At 69.7% G+C, this 21,996-nt stretch carries 14 protein-coding genes; 5 read left to right on the plus strand and 9 right to left on the minus strand.

Going from position 1 to position 21,996, the window contains the following annotated elements; all coding sequences use genetic code 11:
* Positions 1-126: 126 nt before the first annotated feature.
* The 7 genes from HW837_RS40295 to HW837_RS40325 all read right to left on the minus strand — a co-directional run bounded on the left by HW837_RS40295 (position 127) and on the right by HW837_RS40325 (position 9,849).
* Positions 127-996 (minus strand): ATP-binding cassette domain-containing protein, encoded by an 870-nt coding sequence (locus tag HW837_RS40295; RefSeq protein WP_045558374.1) that lies wholly within the window; start codon positions 994-996, stop codon positions 127-129.
* Positions 993-2,759, minus strand: a complete 1,767-nt coding sequence (locus HW837_RS40300) for a dipeptide/oligopeptide/nickel ABC transporter permease/ATP-binding protein (protein WP_045558375.1) — start codon at positions 2,757-2,759, stop codon at positions 993-995. The genes HW837_RS40295 and HW837_RS40300 overlap by 4 nt, the downstream gene beginning before the upstream one ends.
* On the minus strand, positions 2,756-3,697 hold the full coding sequence (locus HW837_RS40305) for an ABC transporter permease (RefSeq protein ID WP_045558376.1): 942 nt from the start codon (positions 3,695-3,697) through the stop codon (positions 2,756-2,758). The genes HW837_RS40300 and HW837_RS40305 overlap by 4 nt, the downstream gene beginning before the upstream one ends.
* Positions 3,698-3,763: 66 nt before the next feature.
* A complete protein-coding gene (locus HW837_RS40310; RefSeq protein ID WP_052682901.1) occupies positions 3,764-5,278 on the minus strand; it encodes an ABC transporter substrate-binding protein in 1,515 nt (504 codons plus the stop codon).
* A 166-nt stretch (positions 5,279-5,444) separates the two neighbouring features.
* Positions 5,445-5,951, minus strand: a complete 507-nt coding sequence (locus HW837_RS50505) for an alpha-L-rhamnosidase C-terminal domain-containing protein (protein ID WP_177262003.1) — start codon at positions 5,949-5,951, stop codon at positions 5,445-5,447.
* 36 nt (positions 5,952-5,987) lie between these two features.
* Complete coding sequence (locus HW837_RS40320) at positions 5,988-8,645, minus strand: family 78 glycoside hydrolase catalytic domain (protein WP_093790829.1); 2,658 nt, start codon at positions 8,643-8,645, stop codon at positions 5,988-5,990.
* Between the two features lie 130 nt (positions 8,646-8,775).
* On the minus strand, positions 8,776-9,849 hold the full coding sequence (locus HW837_RS40325) for a LacI family DNA-binding transcriptional regulator (protein ID WP_052682902.1): 1,074 nt from the start codon (positions 9,847-9,849) through the stop codon (positions 8,776-8,778).
* A 289-nt stretch (positions 9,850-10,138) separates the two neighbouring features.
* Here HW837_RS40325 and HW837_RS40330 point away from each other — a divergent pair, with 289 nt between their 5' ends.
* The 5 genes from HW837_RS40330 (at position 10,139) to HW837_RS40350 (ending at position 18,934) form a co-directional block, all read left to right on the plus strand.
* Positions 10,139-11,185: a LacI family DNA-binding transcriptional regulator gene (locus tag HW837_RS40330; RefSeq protein ID WP_093790831.1), complete on the plus strand. Its 1,047-nt coding sequence runs from the start codon at positions 10,139-10,141 to the stop codon at positions 11,183-11,185.
* Positions 11,186-11,650: 465 nt separating this feature from the next.
* Positions 11,651-14,464, plus strand: a complete 2,814-nt coding sequence (locus tag HW837_RS40335; protein WP_093790832.1) for a glycoside hydrolase family 78 protein — start codon at positions 11,651-11,653, stop codon at positions 14,462-14,464.
* Between the two features lie 31 nt (positions 14,465-14,495).
* The gene (locus HW837_RS40340; protein WP_045558381.1) at positions 14,496-16,895 is read left to right on the plus strand and encodes a glycoside hydrolase family 3 N-terminal domain-containing protein; all 2,400 of its coding nucleotides are present in this window, start codon (positions 14,496-14,498) and stop codon (positions 16,893-16,895) included.
* Positions 16,888-17,946 carry a family 43 glycosylhydrolase gene (locus HW837_RS40345; protein WP_045558382.1) on the plus strand — a complete coding sequence of 353 codons (1,059 nt, stop codon included), beginning with the start codon at positions 16,888-16,890 and terminating at the stop codon, positions 17,944-17,946. The genes HW837_RS40340 and HW837_RS40345 overlap by 8 nt, the downstream gene beginning before the upstream one ends.
* A 16-nt stretch (positions 17,947-17,962) precedes the next feature.
* Entirely contained in the window at positions 17,963-18,934 is a 972-nt protein-coding gene (locus HW837_RS40350; protein ID WP_045558383.1) for an NAD-dependent epimerase/dehydratase family protein, read from the plus strand.
* Positions 18,935-19,046: 112 nt separating this feature from the next.
* On the opposite strand, the gene HW837_RS40355 is transcribed toward HW837_RS40350, so the two are convergent.
* Complete coding sequence (locus HW837_RS40355) at positions 19,047-20,801, minus strand: DUF5605 domain-containing protein (RefSeq protein ID WP_045558384.1); 1,755 nt, start codon at positions 20,799-20,801, stop codon at positions 19,047-19,049.
* 71 nt (positions 20,802-20,872) lie between these two features.
* Positions 20,873-21,862, minus strand: coding sequence for a sugar phosphate isomerase/epimerase family protein (locus HW837_RS40360; protein WP_078853501.1), 990 nt, complete (start codon positions 21,860-21,862; stop codon positions 20,873-20,875).
* Positions 21,863-21,996 lie beyond the last annotated feature (134 nt).

The following is a 21,996-nucleotide window of genomic DNA, read 5'->3' on the forward strand; positions in this document are numbered from 1 at the left end:
TGGGTTCCGCGCTGGTGCGGGGCATGGCGGGTCCCCGGCGGATGCCGGGCACTCCCGTCGGTGACAGGGCATGCCGGGGAGCCGCCGGTACTCAGGGGTGGGCGGGCCGTCGGGCGCGGCGGTGTGTCAGCAGGCGTCCGTGGTCTCGGGCACGTCGGTGCCCTCGTCGGCGGCGAGGCTCAGCCGCTTCGCCCGACGGAGGCGCTGTCGCTTCGGGTCCGCAACCGGTGCCGCCATCTGGAGCTTGCGGGTGTAGGGGTGGACCGGCGCCGCCGCGACCTGGGCGGACTCCCCCAGCTCGACGATCCGGCCCCCGTCCAGGACCGCGGTGCGGTCGCTGATGTCGTTGACGACTCCGAGGTCATGACTGATGAAGATGTACGCGACGCCGGTCTCGTCCTGGATGTTCTTCAGCAGGGTCAGGACCTTGGCCTGGGTGGTGACGTCCAGGGCGCTGGTCGGTTCGTCGCAGATGATGACGGACGGGGCGAGGGCCAGGGCACGGGCGATGGCGACGCGCTGGCGCTGGCCGCCGGAGAATTCGCGCGGGTAGCGGCGGGCGGAGTCGGCGGGGAGGCCGACCGCGTCGAGGAGTTCACGGATCCTGGCCGCTCCGCCCTGGACGCCGGCCGCGTCGAGGGGTTCGACCAGGATGCTGCCCACGGTCATGGCGGGATTGAGCGACGAGTACGGGTCCTGGAAGACCACCTGGATATCGCTGGCGATCTTGCGTCGGCGGGCGCGCGAGACGTTGCTGATGGTCTTGCCGCGAAAGGTGATCTCGCCGCCGTTGACCGGGGTGAGGCCCAGGATCGCACGGCCGATGGTGGTCTTGCCGGAGCCGGACTCGCCGACCAGGCCGAGGGTTTCACCGGGGGCGATGTCGAAGCTGACGCCGTCGATGACCGTCTTGCCGCGGCCCCGGCGATCGGCGAAACGGACTACCAGCTCCTCGACCCTGAGGAGCGGTGCGGTGTCGGATGCGGGCTCGGTCACGAGGTCTCGGTCTCCATCAGCTCGACGCGGCGGGAGGCGGAAAGGAGTTCCTTGGTGTACGGCTCGCGCGGCGACTCGAACAGGTCGTCCACCGCGGCCTGTTCGACGATCCAGCCGTCCTTCATGACGCTGACGGTGTCGCACAGGTCGGCGACCACGCCCAGGTTGTGCGTCACGATGATCATGGCGAGGCCGCGTTCACGCGCCAACTCACGCATCAGTTCGAGGACTTCGGCCTGAACCGTGACGTCGAGCGCGGTGGTCGGCTCGTCGGCGACGATCACGTCGGGGTCGGAGGCGACCGCGCCGCAGATCAGGACACGCTGGGCCATACCACCGGAGATCTGGTGCGGATACAGACCCATCACACGCTCCGGATCCTGGATGCCGACCCGCGTGAGCAGCGCGACGATCCGTTCCCGGGCCTCTTCGATCCCGAGGTCGGTGGACGCGCGCAGCCAGTACAGGAGCTGGCGGCCGATGGTGAAACAGGGGTCGAGGTTGGACATCGGCTCCTGGGGGACGTACGCGATACGGCGGCCGCGGGCCGCGCGCATCCGGCCTTCGTCGGCGAGCAGGTCCACGCCGTCGAGGTGGACGCTTCCGGCGAGAGTGAGGGCCTCGCGCGGCAGGATGCCGAGCACGGAGAAAACGATCTGGGACTTGCCCGAGCCGGACTCGCCGACCAGGCCGTGGATCTCGCCGCGTCGCACGTCCAGGTCGACGCCGTGCACCACCTCGCGGATCTCGTCGCCCTGCGGGTAGGCGATGCGGATGCCGCGCAGGGACAGGAGTGCGTCGTCCGCGGGCTCCCCCACATCGGTTGTCCCGACGGCGAGCGCCACCTTGCGCTGCCGCGCCGTCACCGGCTTGCTGCGGGCCGAAGCCTGCAGGACGTCGCTGAGAGCGTTGCCGAGCAGGATGAGCGCGAGGATGGTGACGCTGATCAGCAGGGCCGGCCAGACGATCCCCAGCGGGTTGTTGTAGACGTCCTCGAAGGCCTTCTGCAGCACCACACCCCACGAGCCCGCGTTGCTGTCTCCGAGGCCGAGGAAGGTGACACCGGCCTCGATGCCGATGCCCGCGGCGAGCACGAAGGAGCTCTGGATGACGATCGGCACCCGCACCGCCCACAGCACATGGCGGCCGACGATGCGCAGGTCGGAGAGGCCGACGACCCGGGCGGCATCCACGTACAGCTCTCCGCGTACGCCGAGGACGACGCCGCGCACCAGACGGTAGTAGCCGGGAGCGACCAGGAGGCCGAACACGGCCATCGCGACGGGGATGTCGGGACCGGTCAGGGAGTAGAGGGCGATGAGCAGGACGACGCCGGGCAGCGACATGACGACGTCGGTGGCGAAGCCGGAGACGGTCTCGAAGCGACCCCGGTAGAAGCCCGCGACCAGACCGCTGACCGCCCCGACGGCGAGCGAGACACCGAGGACGATGAGGCTGGCGAGCCCGCTCTGCCGGGTGCCCCAGATGAGGCGGGACAGCACATCGCGCCCGGCCGCGTCACCACCGAGAACGTGCCCCGTACTGAAGGCGGGGGCGCCCACGGCCTCAAGGTCGGTGTAGGTGGCGCTGTACGGGGCGAGGAGCGGTGCGAAGATCGCCACGAACGCGATGAGGACGACGAAGGCGAGACAGATCGCCGCCTGCGGATTGCGCAGCAGCCGTACGAACAAGGAGCGTTCCGCGGAGGCGACGGAGGCAGCGGCGGTGCCGGCGTCGGGCACCGCGAGGTCGGGCGCGGTCATCGGGTCCTCGCCTTCGGGTTGAGGAGCATGGTGGCCAGGTCACCGAGGATGTTGACGACGATCACGATCGCGATGGTGACGAGGACCGTGCCCATCACCATGGGAACGTCGCCGGACTGGGCGGAGAGGTTGCCGAGCTGGCCCATGCCCGGCAGGGCAAAGATCTGCTCGACGAAGACGGCGCCACCGAGGGTGCCGATGAGCTGGAGGTTGAGCACGGTGAGACCGGGGCCGCCCGCGTTGCGCAGGACGTGACGGAAGAGCACCGCGCGTTCGGGGACGCCTCGGGCTCGCAGCGTACGGACGTAGTCCCGCCCCAGGTTGTCGAGGAACGCCGCCCGGAACTGGACCGCGGCACTCGCCACGGACCCGATGAGCAGGGCGAGCACCGGCAGCGTCACGGAGGAGATCCACCCACCGAAGCTGATCTCGGGCGAGGTGTATCCGGTGGCCGGGAAGGCTCTGAAGTGCACGGCGAAGGTGAACACCAGCACGATCGCGATGATGAAGGAGGGAACGGCCGTACCGAGCACCGAGAGGAACTGCACCATCCGGTCCACCCAGCCGCCCCGCACCGCCGCCGTCACGCCGAGGACGACGCTGATGACGGCGGTGAGGACCAGAGTGATCAGAGTGAGGGCGAGGGTGACCGGGACGCGGACCTGCAGCGCCCCGGCCACGGACTGACCGGTGAGGTAGGACTGTCCGAAATCACCGGTGAAAACCCCGCCGAGCCAGTCGCCGAACTGCACCAGGAGCGGCCGGTCCAGGCCGAGCTCGACCATCCGATGACGCACGTCGGAGGCGGACGCGCTCATGCCGAGCGTGGCTCTCGCTACGCCCTCTCCGTTGCCGTACATCAGGCAGAAGGTGGAGAAGGTCACCAGCAGGAAGATGCCGGAGGCGCGCGCCAGGTGTCTCAGGAGCAGTGCGGGCATGACAGGGTCCGTTCCTCGTCCTCTTCGGGTTCTGTTCGGCCGCTTCGGGCTGTAACGGGGTGTCGGTCACTTGAAGTCGCGCAGGATCGGGTGCGCGTCGTTCGGGTCGGTGGACTGGGGGATCTTGATGCTGTCGGCGTACGCGTAGAAGACCTGCGGGTTGACCAGCGGGACGTACCACGCGTTGTCCAGGACGTACTTGCCGATGGCCTGCTGAGCCGCCTTCGACTCACTGTCGCTGCCGCTGACGATGGTCTTCCAGTACTTCTCGACCGTGGCGTCGGGCTGGTGGGAGACGTTCCAGTAGCCGGCCGGGATGACTCCGATGGAGATGTCCTGGACGGAATTGGCGACAGCGCCGACCGTCCACAGCGGGGCCGGGTAGTCACCGCTGAGCAGCTTGGTGATGGCGTCGGCGCCGGTGAGGGTCTTGGTCTTCACCGTGATGTTCAGTTCGGCTAGCTGCTGGGTGACGTACGGCAGCAGCACCGTCCACGCCTGGCCCTCCATGGTGGGCAGGGTGAGGGTGAACCCCTTCTCCTGGCCGGCCTGCTGCATCAGTTTCTTGGCTTCGGCAACGTTGTACGGGTACGGGTCACTGCCCTTCACGTACGCCGCGCCCTGCTTGTTGAAGAACTGGTAGGTCGGCGACGCCAGGCCCTTGTAGAGCTTCTTGGCGATGAGGTCACGGTCGAAGACCATGTTCATGGCCTTGCGCACGCGGATGTCCTTGAGGGCCGGGATCTTCTTGCCCTCATGGTCGGTGAGCATCATCGCGGTGACGCCCGACTCAAGCGCCAGCACGTTGACGTTCGGTGTCTTCTTGGCCTCGTTGTAGGTGTCGGCCGTGACGACCGTGCCGTCGATCTGCCCCGTCTTCAGCGCGCTCAGGGCGGCGGTGGGGCTGCTCAGGACGCGCAGTTCGAGGGTCTTGTACGGGTACTTCTTGGCGTCGTAGAAGTCCGGGTTCTTCCTCAGAACGTAGACCGAGCCGGCGGTGGACGCCTTGGCGTCGTAGGTGTACGGGCCCGAGCCGACCGGGGCGGTGTTCCTGTCCTTGGAGGCGAGGTATTTCGCCGAGACGAGCTCGATGCTGCAGATCCGGGTGCTCATCAGGGGCTGCGGGTCGGGCCAGGTGATGGTGACGGTCCGCGGGTCGGGGATGTCGAACTTGATGCCGCCGTAGCGGTCCGAGGCCGTCTTGGCCAGCGGCGTGAAGGCTTCCTTCACCGTTTGGGCGGTGACCGGGGTGCCGTCGGAGAATTTCATGCCCGACCGCAGGTGGGCGGTGAAGGACTTCTTGTCGGCGCTGATCTCCCAGCTCGTCGCGGCGGCCGGCGCGAGGCTCCCGTCTTTGTTGCACTTGACCAGGGTGTCGTAGGCCGCCTCGTACCCCCACGCCTGGTAGTCGGGCGCGGTGGACGGGTCCCAGCCGGTCATGTCGGCGGTCAGGCCGAGGATCAGCTTGTCCTTGCCGGTTCCGCCGGAGCCCGCATCGCCGCCGCCGCTGCTGCTGGACTGCCCCGTGCAGGCGGTGAGCAGGAGAGCCGCCGCGGCCAGCGGAGCAACGGTCTTGGTCACGAGAGGAAGTGCGCGTCTCATTGATGACCCCTTAGGGCAAAGTGATGCGAGAAGGGTAGCTGTGGAGGAAGTAGACACCGCACAGCGTGTGCAACGTTTTACGAACGGGACCGTAACTCTGGCCACCCCGAGCGTCAATAGACTGCGCAGGGCGAGAAGTCACGTTTCAGGAACGAGGACGCGCACCCCTGGTGCGCTCCGAACCGGCGCGCACCTCGGGTTTCATGGCGCGCGGACGCACGAAAACCCCCGCCATCCAGCCCGCCGACACGGGGCGGAATGCGGGGAAAGGTGCCTTGCCGGGGTCTCCAAAGCGGCCCTGGGGCTCTCCTGATAAATCTCCGTGGGAGAAGGAGCGGCGCCGGTGATCGCTCGGCGTGGGCGTGACCCCGGTGGCCACGGCCGCCGCGACGATCGCCCGCCAGCGCCGAGCGCGGCACCTGGCCCCACCGGGGACATCCACATGGAGCCGGAACCGTCCGTCCTCGCGTCTCCAGGACACGGCCGTCGGCCCGTACGGGGTGTGATGGCGGGTAGCGGCACGGCGGGCGCCGCACTCGGCAGCGGTTGGACGATGCGCCGGTGGCCGAGCACGGCCGGCTGTCCGATTCCGGGTGGACCGCGGCGACGCAGGAATGATCCCAGGGCTCGAACGGCTCGGGGGCTCGTGCACGTCGCGTACACGAGTCTCGAAGTCTTCTCGAACCGGCTACCGGATCACCTCATGGCTGCCCGCACCGAGTTCGACCGGCTCGTGCCCCGGCAGCCGTACGGTGGCGAGCGTCCCGGCGGGCACGGTGACGTGGACCGTCCACCGCTCCCCCGCCCGCCGCCAGGCGGCACGGACTTCGCCGTGCGGAGTGCGATGCGTGGTGTCGGCCCGGGTGACGCGGTCGTCACGCAGCGGGCTCACGTCGAAGGTCCGCCACCCTGCGGCGGTGGCGATCAGGCCTCCCACACGCTGCTGGATCCAGGCGGACACGGACCCCAGGAAGAAGTGGTTGCGGGAGCGGGCATCGAGGTCCCACGCCTCCCACAGGGTGTCGCTGTCCGCCTGTCGCCACACGTCCCAGCCGGGCCGGGCAGGGCGGGTCAGAACGGTGACCGCGAGGTCGTCCCGGCCGTGTGCACTGAGCACCTGCGGGAGGTACTTCACGCCGATGGCCCCGCAGTCGAGGTGCCCGTCCGTGCGCTGCTCCAGGTCCTCGGCGAGCGACCGGAACACCGTCGTGACGTGCTCGGCCGGCACGGCACCGAAGGCGAGCGGCAGGATGTTCAAGGTCTGCCGGTAACCCACGCCGGGCACCGCGTAATAGCCACTCCCGCTGTCGAAGTAGGCCGCGTGATAGGCCCGGGCAAGGGCGCGCGAGGCGGTCTCGTACGTCGATCGGGCGGTGTCCTCACCGAGTTCGACACTGATCAGAGCCATCCGGTCGGCGAGGTGCTTGACCATCATGGTCCCGGTCGGCGCCGCCCCCTCGGGGGCGAAGGCATGACCGGGGGCCAGCCAGTCGGTCCAGCTGTGCAGGGGCCACAGCCATCCGGCACCCTCGGCGATCGCAAGGGCGTGGTCGGCGTACGCGCGCAGCGCGGGGAAGTGACGGCTCAGGAGTCGAGGGTCGCCGTACTCCCGGTACAGGTTCCACGGGATGAGCACGGTCGAAGCGCTCCAGACGGGGTCGAAGCCACGGCCCCAGCCCGGCGTCGGGACGATCGTGGGGACGGAGCCGTCGACGTCCTGGGCATCCACGTGGTCGTCCACCCACTTGGCGAGGGTGGTCCGCAGGTCGAAGTGGTGCAGGACGGCTTCGGTGGCCAGATGGGCGTCCGCGGTCCAGCCGTTCTTCTCGTACACGGGGGTGTCGGTGGGGATGCCGTGCAGGTTGTTCAGGAAGGTTCGGGCGGTGGCGTCGTCGATCCAGGCGAGGGTGGGCTCGTCACACTCGAAGGAGCCGATCCGTTCCACATCGGTGTGCAGGGGCACCGCGGCGACGTCGTCCACGCGGACCCCTCGGCCGACGACACGGACACTGGCGTACCGGAATCCCTTGTACGTGAACTCGGGTTCCCAGCAGGTCTGTTGCCCGTTTCCCGTCGTCACGTACCGGTCGGTCTGGGCCTCGCCCGCGGCGAGGATGTTGTCGCAGAACACGGCACCGTTCGCGTCCAGGGTCTCCCCGTACCGGACCACCACCTCCGAGCCGGGATGATCCGACGTGAGGGTCAGCGCCACCCGCCCCGCGATCGTCGTACCGAAGTCGTACACAGTGCCGTCCGTCGGATGCGGGGTCGCCGAGACCGGCTCCAGTGGCGCGAAGCGGCGGACCGGCGGAAGTTCGGCAGGGGCCAGTCTTCCGCCCGGTCCGGGGACCACCGCGGCCGGGGCCCAGGACGCGCGGGTGGCAGCGGCCTCGTCGTACGTGACACCCGTGTAGAGGATGTCGCTGACCACCTCGCCCGCGGCGGTCTCCCAGATGTCGTCCGAAACCAGTAGGCCGCTCCCACCCTCGGTGTCCGACCATTCGAGCTGGGCGAGCAACATCGGCTCGCGGTGGGCGGGGGCCAGGTTCCAGCCCCAGGTGCTGCCGCCGCGCGCCGCGAAGAAGCCACGCCCGAGTGCCGCCCGGATCTCGTTCTCTCCCCGCCTCAGCAGTGCGCTGACGTCGTACGCCCGGTAGAGCACCGTCTTGTCGTACGCGGTCGGGGCCGGTTCCAGTACGGCGTCGGTGACAGGGTGTCCGTTGACGGTGAAGTGGCCGTAGCCCAGGCCGACCACGTACAGGCGGGCTTCGGACGGGTCCGTGCCGAGCGTGAAACGACGGCGGAAGACCGGGTCGGGTGCGGGCATCGTCTCGACGCCGACACACCTGAGTCCGTCCTCGGGCACCCCATCACGGTAGGCGGTGCCGGTCAGGGGTGTCGGGGACACCCCGTCGTCCGCGACGGCCGTCGGGCCCCGCTCGAACCCGCGCCAGCCGATCCGCCCCGACACCGCCCGCAGGTGCAGCGTGTACGTGCCGGACGGCAGCGGCGGGTCGAAGGCGAGGAAGTTGGTGAAGCGATCCCACACGGCGATGTGGCCGGTGCCGACCGTGGTGGAGGCGAGCGATTTCCCACTTTCGTCGCACAGCTCGATGTCGGCCACCGGGTTCTCCCCGTCCGGCCGCACCGCGTCCAGATTGACGGCGGTGACCGGGCCTGACGCGGCGAAGGACTGCGCGAGCGCGTGTCCTGGTTCGGCCCAGGCGATGTGGTCACCGTCGATTGCGCGCTGGACTCGTTGCTCGGGCGGTACAGGCCTGGCGATCCACTGGGCGGTCCAGTGCGGGAGGCTTTGGTCGCGGGGGCTGCGCGGCGCGTGGGTCACGGCTTCCTCAAGGAGGTAGGCACAGGATGTGCAACGTTTCACGTCCACGCTAGAAAGATCCCCACACTCGTGTCAACGAAAGCGGCGGCGATTCCCCCGGGGCGGCTTCCCGAAAGCTCCCGGCGCCCGCTCATGCCTCCATGGACTGCGGGGCCGCCACCGTGGAGCGGGACTCGAGCCGTGGCGCGATGACGTAGTGCACGGGTCTCTTGCGGCCCTGGATGCGCTCGAGCAGCAGTCGGGCGCTCACCGCTCCCGTCAGCGACCCCGACTGATCCACCGTGGTCAAGGAGATCCGCCCGATCCGGCTGGGCATGATGTTGTCGTAGCCCACGATCGACACGTCACCGGGGACGGACAGGCCTCGCTCCTCGGCCGCGCGCAGAACGCCCAGCGCGGCGACGTCGGCACCGGCAAGGATCGCGGTCGGCGGTTCGGCGCGGGCGAACAGCTCCTGGGCGGCCTCATGTCCGCCTTCCTCGCTGTACGACGTGACGACGACCTCGGGTTCCAGGTCGCGTCGGCGCATCTCCGTCTCGTAGCCACGCCGCCGCGCCGTGTGGGAGAGCATGAACGGCTCACGAAACGGGCCGTCGGGCATCGCGGTGTGGGCGATCCGCCGATGGCCGAGCGCGGCCAGGTGGTCGACGAGCAGGGCCACGCCCAACCGGTCGTCGTTGATCACCGTGTCGAAGTTCCCCGGGGCTCCGTGCAGGGCGACGGCCACGACCGGGACCCGGACGGCCAGTTCCTCGATCCACGCCACCTCGAGCCAGGGCGCGACCAGGACCAGACCGTCGACATGGCGGTCCACCAGCGCCTCTATGGCCCTGCGCTGCGTCTCGGGCTCGACGCCGCCCAGCGCGATGATCTCCTGGAAGGGCGTGTCACCCAGCTCCCGGCTCACGCCATGGGCGACTTCCGTGGGGAACGGCGAGGAAAGGTCCGGAAGCACCATGCCCACCGTGAACGTGCTGCCGCGCATCGCCCGCGCCCCGGCGTGCGGACGATAACCAAGCCGCTCGATCGCCGAGTTGACACGCTCACGCATGTCCGCGCTCACGCCGTAGGCGTCGCGCACCACCTTGGAGACGGCGGACACGGAGACTCCCGCCTCGCGCGCCACATCCTGCATCGTGGCTCGCCGAGTGCGGGCCGACGCCTGGGCCCGCGTACTGGAGACCCCGCCCCTCGCAGTGCTCATGGGACGCATCCTAAGCGAGGGTTGGCGAACGTTCTACCAGCCGGACCGTCTTCGCACGGGTGCAGAACCTGGCCGCCCACGCGTCGTCGTGCGCTGACCTACGAGACACCCCGCATCACCGGTGCCGGGACGGGCGGAGTCTCTCGGCCTCCCACTCGGGCTCCGCCCGCCCGGCATCACCGGTACCACTTCCTGCATTCAGCAGGAGCATGAACCGGGCGCGGGTACACATCGCGGTCCTCTGACGTCGTGTTCCCGTACGACAGCGGGCTGAAATAGGATGCCGCGCATGACCGACGCGCAGCCGGGACGCAAGCAGGCGCTGGCCCGCACCACGATCAAGGACGTGGCGCGGGAGGCCGGCGTCTCGATCTCGGCCGTCTCCAAGGTCCTGCGCGACGCGTACGGCGTCAGTGCGGAGATGCGCGAGAAGGTCACCGCGGCGATCACTCGCCTCGACTACCGGCCGCACGCCGGGGCGCGGGCCATGCGCGGCAAGTCCTTCACCGTCGGTGTCGTCCTGACCGACCTGTCCTCGCCGTTCCAGACGGAGGTCGCCCAGTCGATCAGTTCGGCGCTGGGGGAAGGCCCCTTCCAGGAGATCATCGCGATCGGCGGTACCGAGCCGGCGCGGCAGCGCCACTGTGTGGAAGCGCTGGTGGACCGCCAGGTCGACGGGCTCATCCTGATCGCCCCCTGGGTGGAGGTGGACTGGCTGGAGCAGCTCGGTGACCGCATCCCGACGGTCGCGGTGGCCCTGCACGGCGCTCCCGAGCACGTGGACACCGTGACCAACGACGACCGTCTGGGCGCCGCGCTCATGGTGGACCGCCTGGTGAAACTCGGTCATCGCCGCATCGCACACACGGCCATGCCCGACGGCCCGTTCCAGGAGCCCTATGTGCTCTCGCACACCGCCCGCCGACACGGCTACGAGAAGGCCATGCGACGCCACGGTCTCGAGCCGGACATCGTCGTGACCTCGTACTCGGAGGTCGGTGGCCACGAGGCAGCAACCGAACTTCTTGCGCGACGGCAACCGCCGACCGCGATCTTCGCCGGCGCCGATATAGCGGCCCTCGGAGTGCTGCGGGCCGCGGCGGACAAGGGCCTCAGTGTCCCCGCCGACGTGACGGTCGTCGGCTACGACGACATCTTCGCCGCCCGCATAAGCCGCGTCTCACTGACGACGGTCGACCAGTCCGGCGAACTCACCGGTTCCGTCAGTGCACAGCTTCTCCTCGAACGCATCGAGGGACGCGGCAAGTCCGTGCACTACGTCGTCGCACCTCGCGTGGTGGAACGCGACACGGCTGCGGCACCCTCCACATCCTGACGGCCGCACGGCGATCGCGCTCCACCGGCCGAGCCCATCCCCCTTCTCGACCGGCGCCCAAGTCGTGAAACTCCACGAGGCGGGTTCGTGACCTCTCGGTCGCGTAGGACGTTGCATCCAGAATGGTGACGCGGCGGACACCGGGGGCCCCGGGGCCCTCGCCGGCACGCCCCCTGCGCCGCCCCCGCCCGTCCTGCGCTGCGGCCATTTCGCCCCTCCCCTCAGCAGAGCTGGTGTGGATGCGCGCCCTGCCACAAGGGCCGCCCTTGCCGACTGCCCCATCGATCGACGTCCTCCCTCGTCCTTGACACGTGGGAGCAGCGGTCCCTACGCTGCCCGCGTAGAACGTTATACGACACCGGCCCGCCACACAGCGCTCAGCACCGCGCGCGGGCGTTCCTGGGCAAGGCCGCGAAGCCTGCTCCAGGCCCGGTCACCGACTGCCTGAAAAGTCTGGAGACTTGCATGGCCGTGGCAGCCGCTCCCCACGCACCCCACTTCGAGCACCTCACCGCCCCCTCCCCGCTGCGGGGCATCGGAACGGGCTCGCCCCGACTGTCCTGGACGACCCCGCACGCGGACGCGGACTACCGCCAGACCGCCTACGAGGTGGAGATCCTGCGTGGCGGACGCGCCGAGTGCCACCGGGTGCACAGCGCCGAACAGGTGCTGGTGCCCTGGCCCGCCGCGCCGCTGAGATCCCGGGAGTTCGCCTCGGTCCGCGTGCGCGTGGCCCACGACTCCGACTGGAGCGAGTGGAGCGAGCGTTCCGTCGTGGAGGCCGGACTGCTCGACGCCGCCGACTGGTCCGCGTCCTTCGTCAGCCCCGTCGCCATCGGCGGCCTGCGCATGCCGGCGCCGGTGCTCCACGGGTCCCTCCACGTGCCCGGCGAGGTGCGCAAGGCCCGCCTCTACGCCACCGCGCACGGCCTGTACACCGCCACCCTCAACGGTCACCGCGTCGGCGACCAGGTCCTCGCACCGGGCTGGACCGCCTACGAACACCGGCTGCGCTACCAGACGTACGACGTCACGGACCTGGTGCGCGAGGGCGACAACGAGCTGGACGTGCTGCTGGGAAACGGCTGGTACCGCGGACGCCTGGGCTTCAACGCCGAACGCGCCCTGTACGGCGACCGGCTGGCCCTGCTGGCGCAGCTGGAGGTCACCACCGCCGACGGTCAGGTGCACGTCCTCGCCACCGACGGCACCTGGACCGCGCGGGAGAGCGAGGTGCTCGCCGACGACCTCTACGACGGCCAGCGCACCGACCTGCGACGGCGCGACGCGCGCTGGCACACGACCGCCGGCCCCGTGGAGGTGGTGCCGGGCGACCTCGGACGCCTCGTCGCACCGCAGGGGCCGCCCGTCCGGGTCAGCTGTCTCCTCCCGGCCGAGAAGGTGTGGACGTCACCCACCGGCCGCACCCTGGTCGACTTCGGCCAGAACGCGGTGGGCTGGGTGCGGCTGCGCGTGCACGGTCTGGCATCCGGCACCGAGGTGGTCGTCCGGCACGCGGAAGTCCTGGAGAACGGCGAACTCGCCACCCTCCCCCTGCGCTCGGCCGAGGCGACCGACACCTACCTCGTCAGCGGCGCCACCGAGGAGACCCTGGAGCCCTCCCTCACCTTCCACGGCTTCCGGTACGCGGAGGTGTCGGGCGTGCCCGGTCTGCGCGCGGAGGACGTGGACGCCGTGGTGATCGGCTCCGACCTGCGCCGCACGGGCTGGTTCAACTCCTCCCACGCCCTGCTGAACCGCTTCCACGAGAACGTGGTGTGGAGCATGCGCGGCAACTTCGTCGACATCCCCACGGACTGCCCCCAGCGCGACGAACGGCTCGGCTGGACCGGGGACATCCAGGTGTTCGCGCCCACGGCCATGTTCCTGTTCGACAGCGCGGGTTTCCTCAGTTCATGGCTCGCGGATCTGGCCGCCGAACAACAGCCCGACGGGTCGGTGCCGTACGTGGTGCCGGATGTGATCCGGACCCCGTCGCCCGCCGCGACGGCCTGGGGCGACGCCGCCGCGCTGGTCCCCTGGACGCTGTACCAACGCACCGGCGACCGTGGCGTCCTGGAGCGTCAACTGCCCAGCATGCGCGCCTGGGTCGACCATGTGGCGGGTCTCGCCGGACCCGACCGCCTCTGGTCGGGCGGCTTCCAGTTCGGCGACTGGCTCGACCCGACGGCTCCCGCTGAGGACGCCGCCCGCGCCAAGGCGGACCCGGACGTGGTGGCCACCGCGCATCTGGCCCGCTCGGCGGAAGTCGTGGCCGAGGCCGCGCGCGTACTCGGCCACACGGCCGAGGCCGACCGGTACGCCGCCCTGGCGGACGAGGTACGTACGGCGTTCGCCCACGCGTACGTCACCCGCACCGGCCGGATCCTCTCCGACGCCCCGACGGTCTACGCCCTCGCCGTCCAGTGGGCGCTGCTGCCCGGCGCCGAGCAACGCGCGCACGCCGGGCGGCGGCTGGCCGACCTGGTGCGTGCGAACGCGTTCCGCATCAGCACCGGCTTCGTGGGGACGCCGCTGGTGACCGACGCGCTGGTGGCCACGGGATACGTCGACGTCGCCTACCGCCTGCTGTTGCAGACCCAGTGCCCGTCGTGGCTCTACCCGGTGACGATGGGCGCCACAACGGTCTGGGAGCGCTGGGACAGCATGCTGCCCGACGGCAGCGTCAACTCCGACGGGATGACGTCGTTCAACCACTACGCGCTCGGCGCCGTCGCGGACTGGCTCCACCGCACCGTCGCCGGACTGGCGCCCGCCGCGCCCGGCTACCGCGAGATCCTCGTGCGGCCGCTCCCCTCCGCCGACCTGACGTCCGCGTCGGCCCGGCACATCACGCCGTACGGCGAGGCCCATGTCGCCTGGGAAAGGTCGGCGGGGACGTTCCGCCTGAACGTGCGCGTCCCGGTCGGTGCCACCGCACACGTGCGTCTGCCCGGAGCCGACGAGCCCCTGACCGTCGGTCACGGTGAGCACCACTGGGGCGTGCCCGATCCGGTGGCCGCCGGCACGGGGTCCGGCGCCGTGGCCACGGTCCGCGACCTGCTCGACGACGCGCGTGTCTGGTCCGAGGTGGTGGCGTCGGCCGTCGACACCGGTGTCGTCCCGGGAGGTGAGCCGGATGTCGCCGCCCGCCTCGCCCCGTACCTCGACTCGCCGGTGGCCGTGGTCCCGAAGGCCCTCGCCCCGCACGAGGTCAACACCGCGACCAGGGCGCTGGAACAGCGGCTGGACGCGATCCTCGGCCTCCGAACCGCCTGACACCGATCCGCACCACAGGAAGAACACCCACATGGCCAGCAACGATCACCGCGACGTGCGCCTGCCCGCCGGCGAACGCGCCACCCTGCTGCTGCGGGAGCTGACGGTCGAGGAGAAGTGCCACCAGCTCGTCTCCGTCATGCCGTGGACCCTGGTCCGCGCCGACGGTTCGGACTCCGACGAGGCCGAACACTGGCTGCGGAACCCGCCGGGCCATGTCGCGCAGCTGATCACCGACGACCCCGCGAAGCTCGCGCGGTTGGTCGGCAGCATGCAGCGTCAGGCCGTCGAGCGGACCCGGCTCGGCATCCCCATCCTGTTCCACCAGGAGGCGCTCAGCGGGTTCCTCGCCGGCGGACACATGTCCTTCCCGACCGGTACGGGCCTCGCGGCGGCCTGGAGTCCGGAGCTGGTCCAGGAGATGACCGAGCTGATCCGCCGCCAGATGATCCGCACGGGCATGCGGCACGCGCTGTCCCCCGTGATGGACGTGGCGCTCGACCCCCGCTGGGGCCGGGTGCACGAGACCTACGGCGAGGACCCGTACCTGGCCGCCGCCCTCAGTGTCGCCTTCACCCGCGGGCTGCAGGGCGACGATCTGAGCCAGGGCGTCCTCGCCACCGGCAAGCATTTCCTCGGCTACGCCCTGCCGGTCGGCGGCGTCAACACCTCGGCGTACGAAGGGGGCGCGCGGCAGACCAGGGACCTGTTCGCCTACCCCTTCGAGGCCGCGATCCAGCTCGCCGGCCTGCGTTCGGTGATGAACTCCTACGGGGACGTGGACGGCATGCCCGTGGGCGCCTCGCGGGAGGTGCTCACCGACCTGTTGCGCGGGGTCCTCGGCTTCGACGGCTTCGTGTCGTCGGACTACATGACCCTGGACCAGCTGGTCGAGCGCCAGCGGGTGGCCGACACTCCCGCGGAGGCCGCCTGCCTCGCGATCGCGGCCGGACTCGACGTAGAGATGCCCAAGCCGTACGGCTACGGTCAGGTGCTCGCCGAGGAGGTCAGGCGGGGCAACGCGGACCTCGCCGACGTCGACACCAGCGTGTGGCGGGTGCTGCGGGCCAAGTTCGAGCTCGGGCTGTTCGAGAACCCGTATCCGGCGGAGCGCATCGACGTGGCGGCCGTCGCGGCCGAGGGCACGGAACTGTCGCGAGAGCTGGCCCGGCGGTCGGTCGTCCTCGCGAAGAACGACGGGATCCTTCCCCTGGCCGGCGGAGTGAAGGTCGCCGTGGTCGGTCCGCACGCGGACGCCGCGAAGCTCCAGTTCGCGACCTACACCTACGCCGCATGGCGGGAGGCGACGGACGCCGTGCTGAGCGGGGAACTCGGCAACATGCTCGGCTCCGACGACGTCACCGACCCCTGGTACAAGGCTCTCGTCACTCCCACCGACCCCGAACAGCTGGTCCACGACCGGTTCGGCGCCCGCTCGATCGCGGAGGAGCTCTCCGACTTCGCCGGGCAGGTGCGGACGGAGCAGGGCAGCACGCTGACCCGGTCGCTGGGGGACGACGCGGTCGCACGGGCGGTGAAGGTCGCCCAGGACGCGGACGTGGTGGTGCTCGCCCTGGGCGGCGCGAGTCTATGGTTCACCGGGGAGCGCACCGAGGGGGAGGCCAGCGACACGGCGGACATCTCGCTGCCGGCCGCCCAGACGCGCCTCGCGGAGGCCGTCGCCGCCACCGGCAAGCCCTTGGTGGTCGTCCTGGTGCAGGGCCGTGCCTACGCGCTGCCCGAGGTGATCCGGGACGCTCCGGCGATCGTCATGGCGTCCTACGCGGGCCCGTTCGGGCCGAAGGCGATCGCCGAGGTTCTCTTCGGCGCGACGAACCCCAGCGGCAAACTGCCGTACAGCATCCCCCGGCACTCCGGCCAGGTCCCGGTGTACCACCACCAGAAGGCCGGCTCCGGCTACCGCAACCCGCTGCCCCCGAGCGTCGACAAGCACTACCTCGACCTGGAGGCAACGCCGCTCTACCCCTTCGCGCACGGCCTGAGCTACACCGACTTCGCTCTCGACGACCTGTCGCACGACGCGCGGGTCGACACCGACGGGACGATCCAGATCACCGCGACCGTCACCAACACCGGCCCGGTGCCGGGGGCCACCGTCGTCCAGCTCTATGTCCGCGTGAACAGCAAGGGTGGTGTCACTCGGCCCGCGCAGCAACTGGCGGGCTTCCAGCGGATCGAGGTGGAACCGGGCGACTCCCACCGCGTCACCTTCCGCGTCGCCGCCTCCCAGCTGGGCCACACCAACGCCGCCCGCGCGTTCGCGGTCGAACCCGCGCGCGTCGACTTCTTCCTCGGCTTCGACTCCGACGACCGACGACTCACCGGCTCCTTCGACCTGGTGGGCGAACCCCGTGAACTCACCAGCGCCCAGCGGTCCTTCCTCTCCGAGACGGTGACCGAACATGCCTGAGACGTACGACTCCATCCGCCCGGGCCGGATCTGGCTCGACACCGACGGCAAGCGGATCCAGGCGCACGGCGGCTCCGTGCTGTACGAGTACGGCACCTACTACTGGTACGGCGAGAACAAGGAGTACTCCAAGCCGGGCAGCGACATCTGGACCTGGGGCATCCGCTGCTACTCCTCGACGGACCTCTACAACTGGGAGGACCGCGGGCTGATCATCCCCCCGGTCCTCGACGACCCCTCGTCGCCCCTGCACCCGTCGCAGTGCGTCGACCGGCCGCACATCGTCCGCCATCCGCGTACGGGAAAGTACGTGTGCTGGATCAAGATCATGAGCAAGGACGGCGGCCAGCGCTCGACGGTCCTCACCGCCGACTCCCTTCTCGGCCCCTACGAGATCGTCCGCACCGGCATCCGGCCGCTCAGCATGGACGCCGGCGACTTCGACCTGGTCGTCGACCCCGTGGACGGCAAGGGCTACTACTACTTCGAGCGCGTGCACAGCGAACTCGTCTGCGCCGACCTCACCGAGGAGTACACCGACGTCACCGGCTACTACTCGACGCACTTCCCCCACCCGCACCCCCCGATGGTGCGCGAGGCGCCCGCGTACTTCCGGCGCGACGGCAGGCACTATCTGATCACCTCCGGTACCTCGGGCTACTTCCCGAACCGCTCCGAGGTGGCGGTGGCCGACACCTACCACGGGCCCTACACCATCCTCGGGGACCCGCACCCCTCGGATGCGAGCGGCACGTCGTTCCGGTCCCAGATCAGCTCCGTCTTCCGGCATCCGACGCACCCGAGCCTCTACATCGCGATCGCCGACCGGTGGCTGCCCCATCTGTCGGAGGAGGAGTCCGACCAGACCGAGGCGTTCCACCGGTACTTCGGCGAGAAGGAGCGCGGCAGGGCGGAAGTGTCCCTCCCGCCGCAGGAGTTCGACACGTCGGTGGCCGATCACGTCTGGCTTCCGCTGCGTTTCGACGAGGACATGCCGGTGATCGAATGGCTCGACGAGTGGCGGATCGAGGACACGGTTCCTCTCACCTGACATTGATGGGACAAGCATGAGAGTCGTTGTCATCGGCGGTAGTGGGCACATCGGCACATTCCTCGTTCCCCGACTGGTGCGGGCCGACCATGAAGTGATCAACATCAGCCGTGGCACGCGCACCGCCTACGCCGAAGCGCCGGAATGGCGGCAGGTACTGCAGGTCGTCGCCGACCGGGAGCAGGAGGACCGTGCAGGCACCTTCGGCGACCGGGTGGCCGGGCTGAAGGCTGACGTCGTCATCGACCTGGTGTGTTTCACCCTGGAGTCGGCCAGTGCACTGGTCGAACGTCTGCGCGGCGAGGCCGGACATCTGCTGCACTGCGGGACGCTGTGGCGTTACGGCCCCAGTCACAAGCTGCCGATCTCGGAGACGACGGGAACTGCCCCTGTCGGGGAGTACGGAATTCAGAAGGACCGAATCGCACGGATGCTGAAGGACGAGACCGCCTCGGGGGGCCTGGTGACCACGTCACTGCACCCCGGGCACATCGTCGGCCCCGGCTGGCATCCGGTCGGTCCCCTGGGGAACATCGACCCCGCGGTCTGGTACACGCTCTCGGCCGGGCAGCCGTTGCGGATTCCGGGGCTCGGTGTCGAGTTGATGCATCACGTGCACGCGGACGATGTCGCACAAGCCTTTGCGCGAGCCATCGAGCACCGGGACGCGGCAGCGGGAGAGGACTTCAACGTCGTGGCCCCCACCGCGTTGAACGTGCGGGGCTACGCGCACACGGCAGCCGGTTGGTTCGGGCAGACCGCGTCGCTCGAACCGGTGACCTGGGAGCAGTTCCGCCAGAGCACGACCCCGGACCACGCGGAGGTGAGCTGGGAACACCTGTACCGCAGCCACTGCCTCACGATCGAGAAGGCGAGGGCCCTCCTCGGCTACGCGCCGCGCTACGAACCTGAGACCGCCGTGCTCGAATCAGTCCGCTGGCTGATCGAGCACGACGAACTGAAGGTGGCACGCCCGCTCGTCGACTGACGGGAATCACTTACGGGAATCGGTGATCACACCAGATCGCGGGATCCTTGCCGAACAGAGGGGGGCCGACCGTCAGGCCGGCCCCCCTCTGAGGTGTTCCCGGAGAGCACGCTCAGTCCTCCACCGCCCGCAGCCGGACCGCGATGTACGGCCGGCCCGGCAGCGGCAGGGTGACGTCCCCTTCGTACGTGCCAGGAAGCTCGCTGACCGTCATGTTCCAGGTGTCGAGGACGTCGGCCCGGTAGCGGACGCCGGGTTGCAGCAGGAAGGTGCGTCGGCGGGGCTGGCCGGTGCCGAAGTAGGCGAGCAGGTGGCGCCCCTTGACTCCACCGACCGGGAAGTCGAAGGGCGACGGGAGCGGTTCGATGCCGGGCACGTCGGCGGGGAGTGCTTCGAGGACGCCGCGCAGGAATCCCAGGCGTGCCGCGCTCTCGCCCTTGAGGGCTCCACCCTTCGCCCACCACAGGACGTCGTCGTCGGCGAGCCAGCATTCTCCGTGGGTGACGTATCCACCCCGGACCACGCCCTCCCAGCAGCGGCGGACCAGTTCCTCAGGTGTGAGGTTCCCCCAGCCCTGTTCGATGTCGCCCTCGTAGCCGAGTTCGTCGAGCACCACCGGTTTCCCCCACCGGGAACGCCAGTCCGCCGTCCCCGCAGGGGGCTTCTGGATGCTGCAGTGCGTGACCCATTCGGCGTCGTTGTCCCAGATCTCGATGCAGTCGTGCACGCTGATCAGATGTCCGTGCGGGTCGTGCGCGCGGATCACGGCCGCGATCCGGTGCCAGTCCTGGGTGTCCTTGGACCACACCAGGTCGTACTCGTTGGCCAGCGACCACCAGACGTTCGGCAGCGCGGCGAGCCGGGAGACCAGGTAGCGCACATACCGTTCGTCGGCGGCCGGGCTCATGTCGGAGAAGCCCCAGCGGTCGTACGGGTGGAAGAGGATGAGGTCGGCCTCGATGCCCAGCTCGCCGAGCTGGACGATCCGCTCCTCCAGGTGCCGGAAGTAGGCGGGGTTCGGCCGACGGAAGTCCCAGCCGGACTCGGGTGAGCCCTCGAAGGGGTACAGGGGCGGCTCGTTGGTGTTGAAGAGGTACGACTTCGGGAAGACGCACATCCGGATCTTGTTGAAGGGGCCGTCGGCGAGGGTCCGGAGGGTCCGCTCCTCCAGTTCGGCGCCCTGGTGGGTCCAGGCGTAGGCGGTGGTCCCGACCGGGAAGTAGCGGGTGCCGTCGGTGTGGCGGAAGTGGAATCGTTCGTGGACCCGCACCGGCCCGTGGTCGTGCGGGCGGGCCGGGCCGCAGTGGAGGGTGCCGGTGACCGCGTCCAGGGAGCGGGCGTTGCTCGCGGTGCGGAAGGTCCAGGTTCCCTCCTCGTCCGGGAGGAACCGGATGCGGTAGATGCCCGCGCCGTCGTAGAAGCCGTGCGCGGTCAGCGTGCGGTCACCACGGCGGAACTCCGCCCGGAGCGTGACGTCCGTGAAGGGGTTGCCGTGCTCGGGCCCGTGCAGCTCCAGTTCGAACGGCTGCCACCGGGTCACGGCTTCCTGTCGCACGCACCGGGCGCTGCCGATGGGGACCTCGGCCGACTCGTGATCGGGAGACGGGACGACGTCGACCTCGGCGGCCGGGGACATCGGTTCGACCACCGTCTCGGGGACGGCGGCCAGTTCGGCGTAGAGGGCGGCCTGGGCTTCGGGGTCGGTCCGCAGCCGATCGATGAAGAACGAGAGCTGCCGCAGCGTTCCGTATCTGAACTGGACCGTCGTCAGCTCGTCGTCGAGGCGGGGCACGTGCTTGCGCACCACGGCTTCGGCCTGCTGGTCGCGCAGGACGTCGCCGAGGACGGATTCGGGGCCGTAGGGCATTCCTGATTCCTTGGGAGCGTGGGGTTGTACGGAGGAGACGAGGGGGGCGACCGGCCGGCTGCCGGGCCGTGTCAGCCGAGCAGGGCCGTGCGGACGATGCGCTGGACGGCCATGGCGTCGTGCGTGGACTGTGCTCCGCGCAGTTCGGGCAGCGGCAGACGGGCCGCCTTGTCCTCCAACGCGCGCAGGGTGGCGACGGATTCGCGGACGGCGTCCGCGGGGTCCTCGCGGTAGGGGAAGAGGTCCAGTTTCAGCGGCTGGTCCCAGCCGATCTGGCGGACCACGTGCAGGAACTCCAGGGTCTCCACGAGGTGGAGTGCTCCGGCGGTCAGATCGTCGTCCCACTCGCGGTAGTTGTCGTCCAGTTCGATGTCGACGAGACGGCCCATGGAGTGGGCGAGGGTGAGGACTTCGGCGGGGTTCTCCTTGGCGAAGAGGGAGTGTCCGAAGTCCACGACCAGGCCGACGTTGTCCACGCCCATCTGTTCGATGGCGAGCAGGCTGGTGGCGGCCGTCGACCAGAAGAGTCGGTTGCGGGGCTCTTTGAGCTTGTACTCGATGGCGAAGGTGACGTCGGGGAAGTTCCGGGCGACGTCCCGGATCCCCTCGATCGCGTGGCGGCGCAGATCGGCGTAGTCGACCTGGAAGGGGTAGTCGTAACCGTCCTGACCGGGCCAGAACTTCACGTAGCGGGCTCCGAGTCGGGCGGCCACCTCGACCGATTCGTGGGCGAGTTCGACGGCACGCCTGCGGGCGGAAGCGTCGGGGCTCGTGAACGAGCCGCTGCGGAAGCCGCGGTCGTAGATCACCGGCGTGATGTTGACCGCCGTCAGGCCGTGCGCGGTGAGGGCCTTGCCGACGTCGTCGACGGTCACGCCCTCGTCGAAGGGGTAGTTGAGGTCCAGACCGACCAACTGCCCCGACGCGGCGGCCAGTTCGATGGCCCGCAGGGTCGGCACGGTCGGTCCGTAGCCGTCGGTGGCGTAGCGGTCGATGATGCGGCCGAAGGTCCACATGCCGCCGGTGAACGTGCGGTCGGCGGGGGCCATTCCAGGCTCCATGTTCGCCCTCCTGAATTTTTATTCACTTAGTTCCTTTTCAGCTGACCGGACGCTAGGTCGGCATTCGACCGACTGTCAAGGCCCCCAACAGGGGGTTGACGGTCCCGGTGAGCACCCTCCACCATCCGGGTGTA

The sequence above is a fragment of the Streptomyces caniscabiei genome (assembly GCF_014930365.1).
Classification (GTDB): Bacteria; Actinomycetota; Actinomycetes; order Streptomycetales; family Streptomycetaceae; genus Streptomyces; species Streptomyces caniscabiei.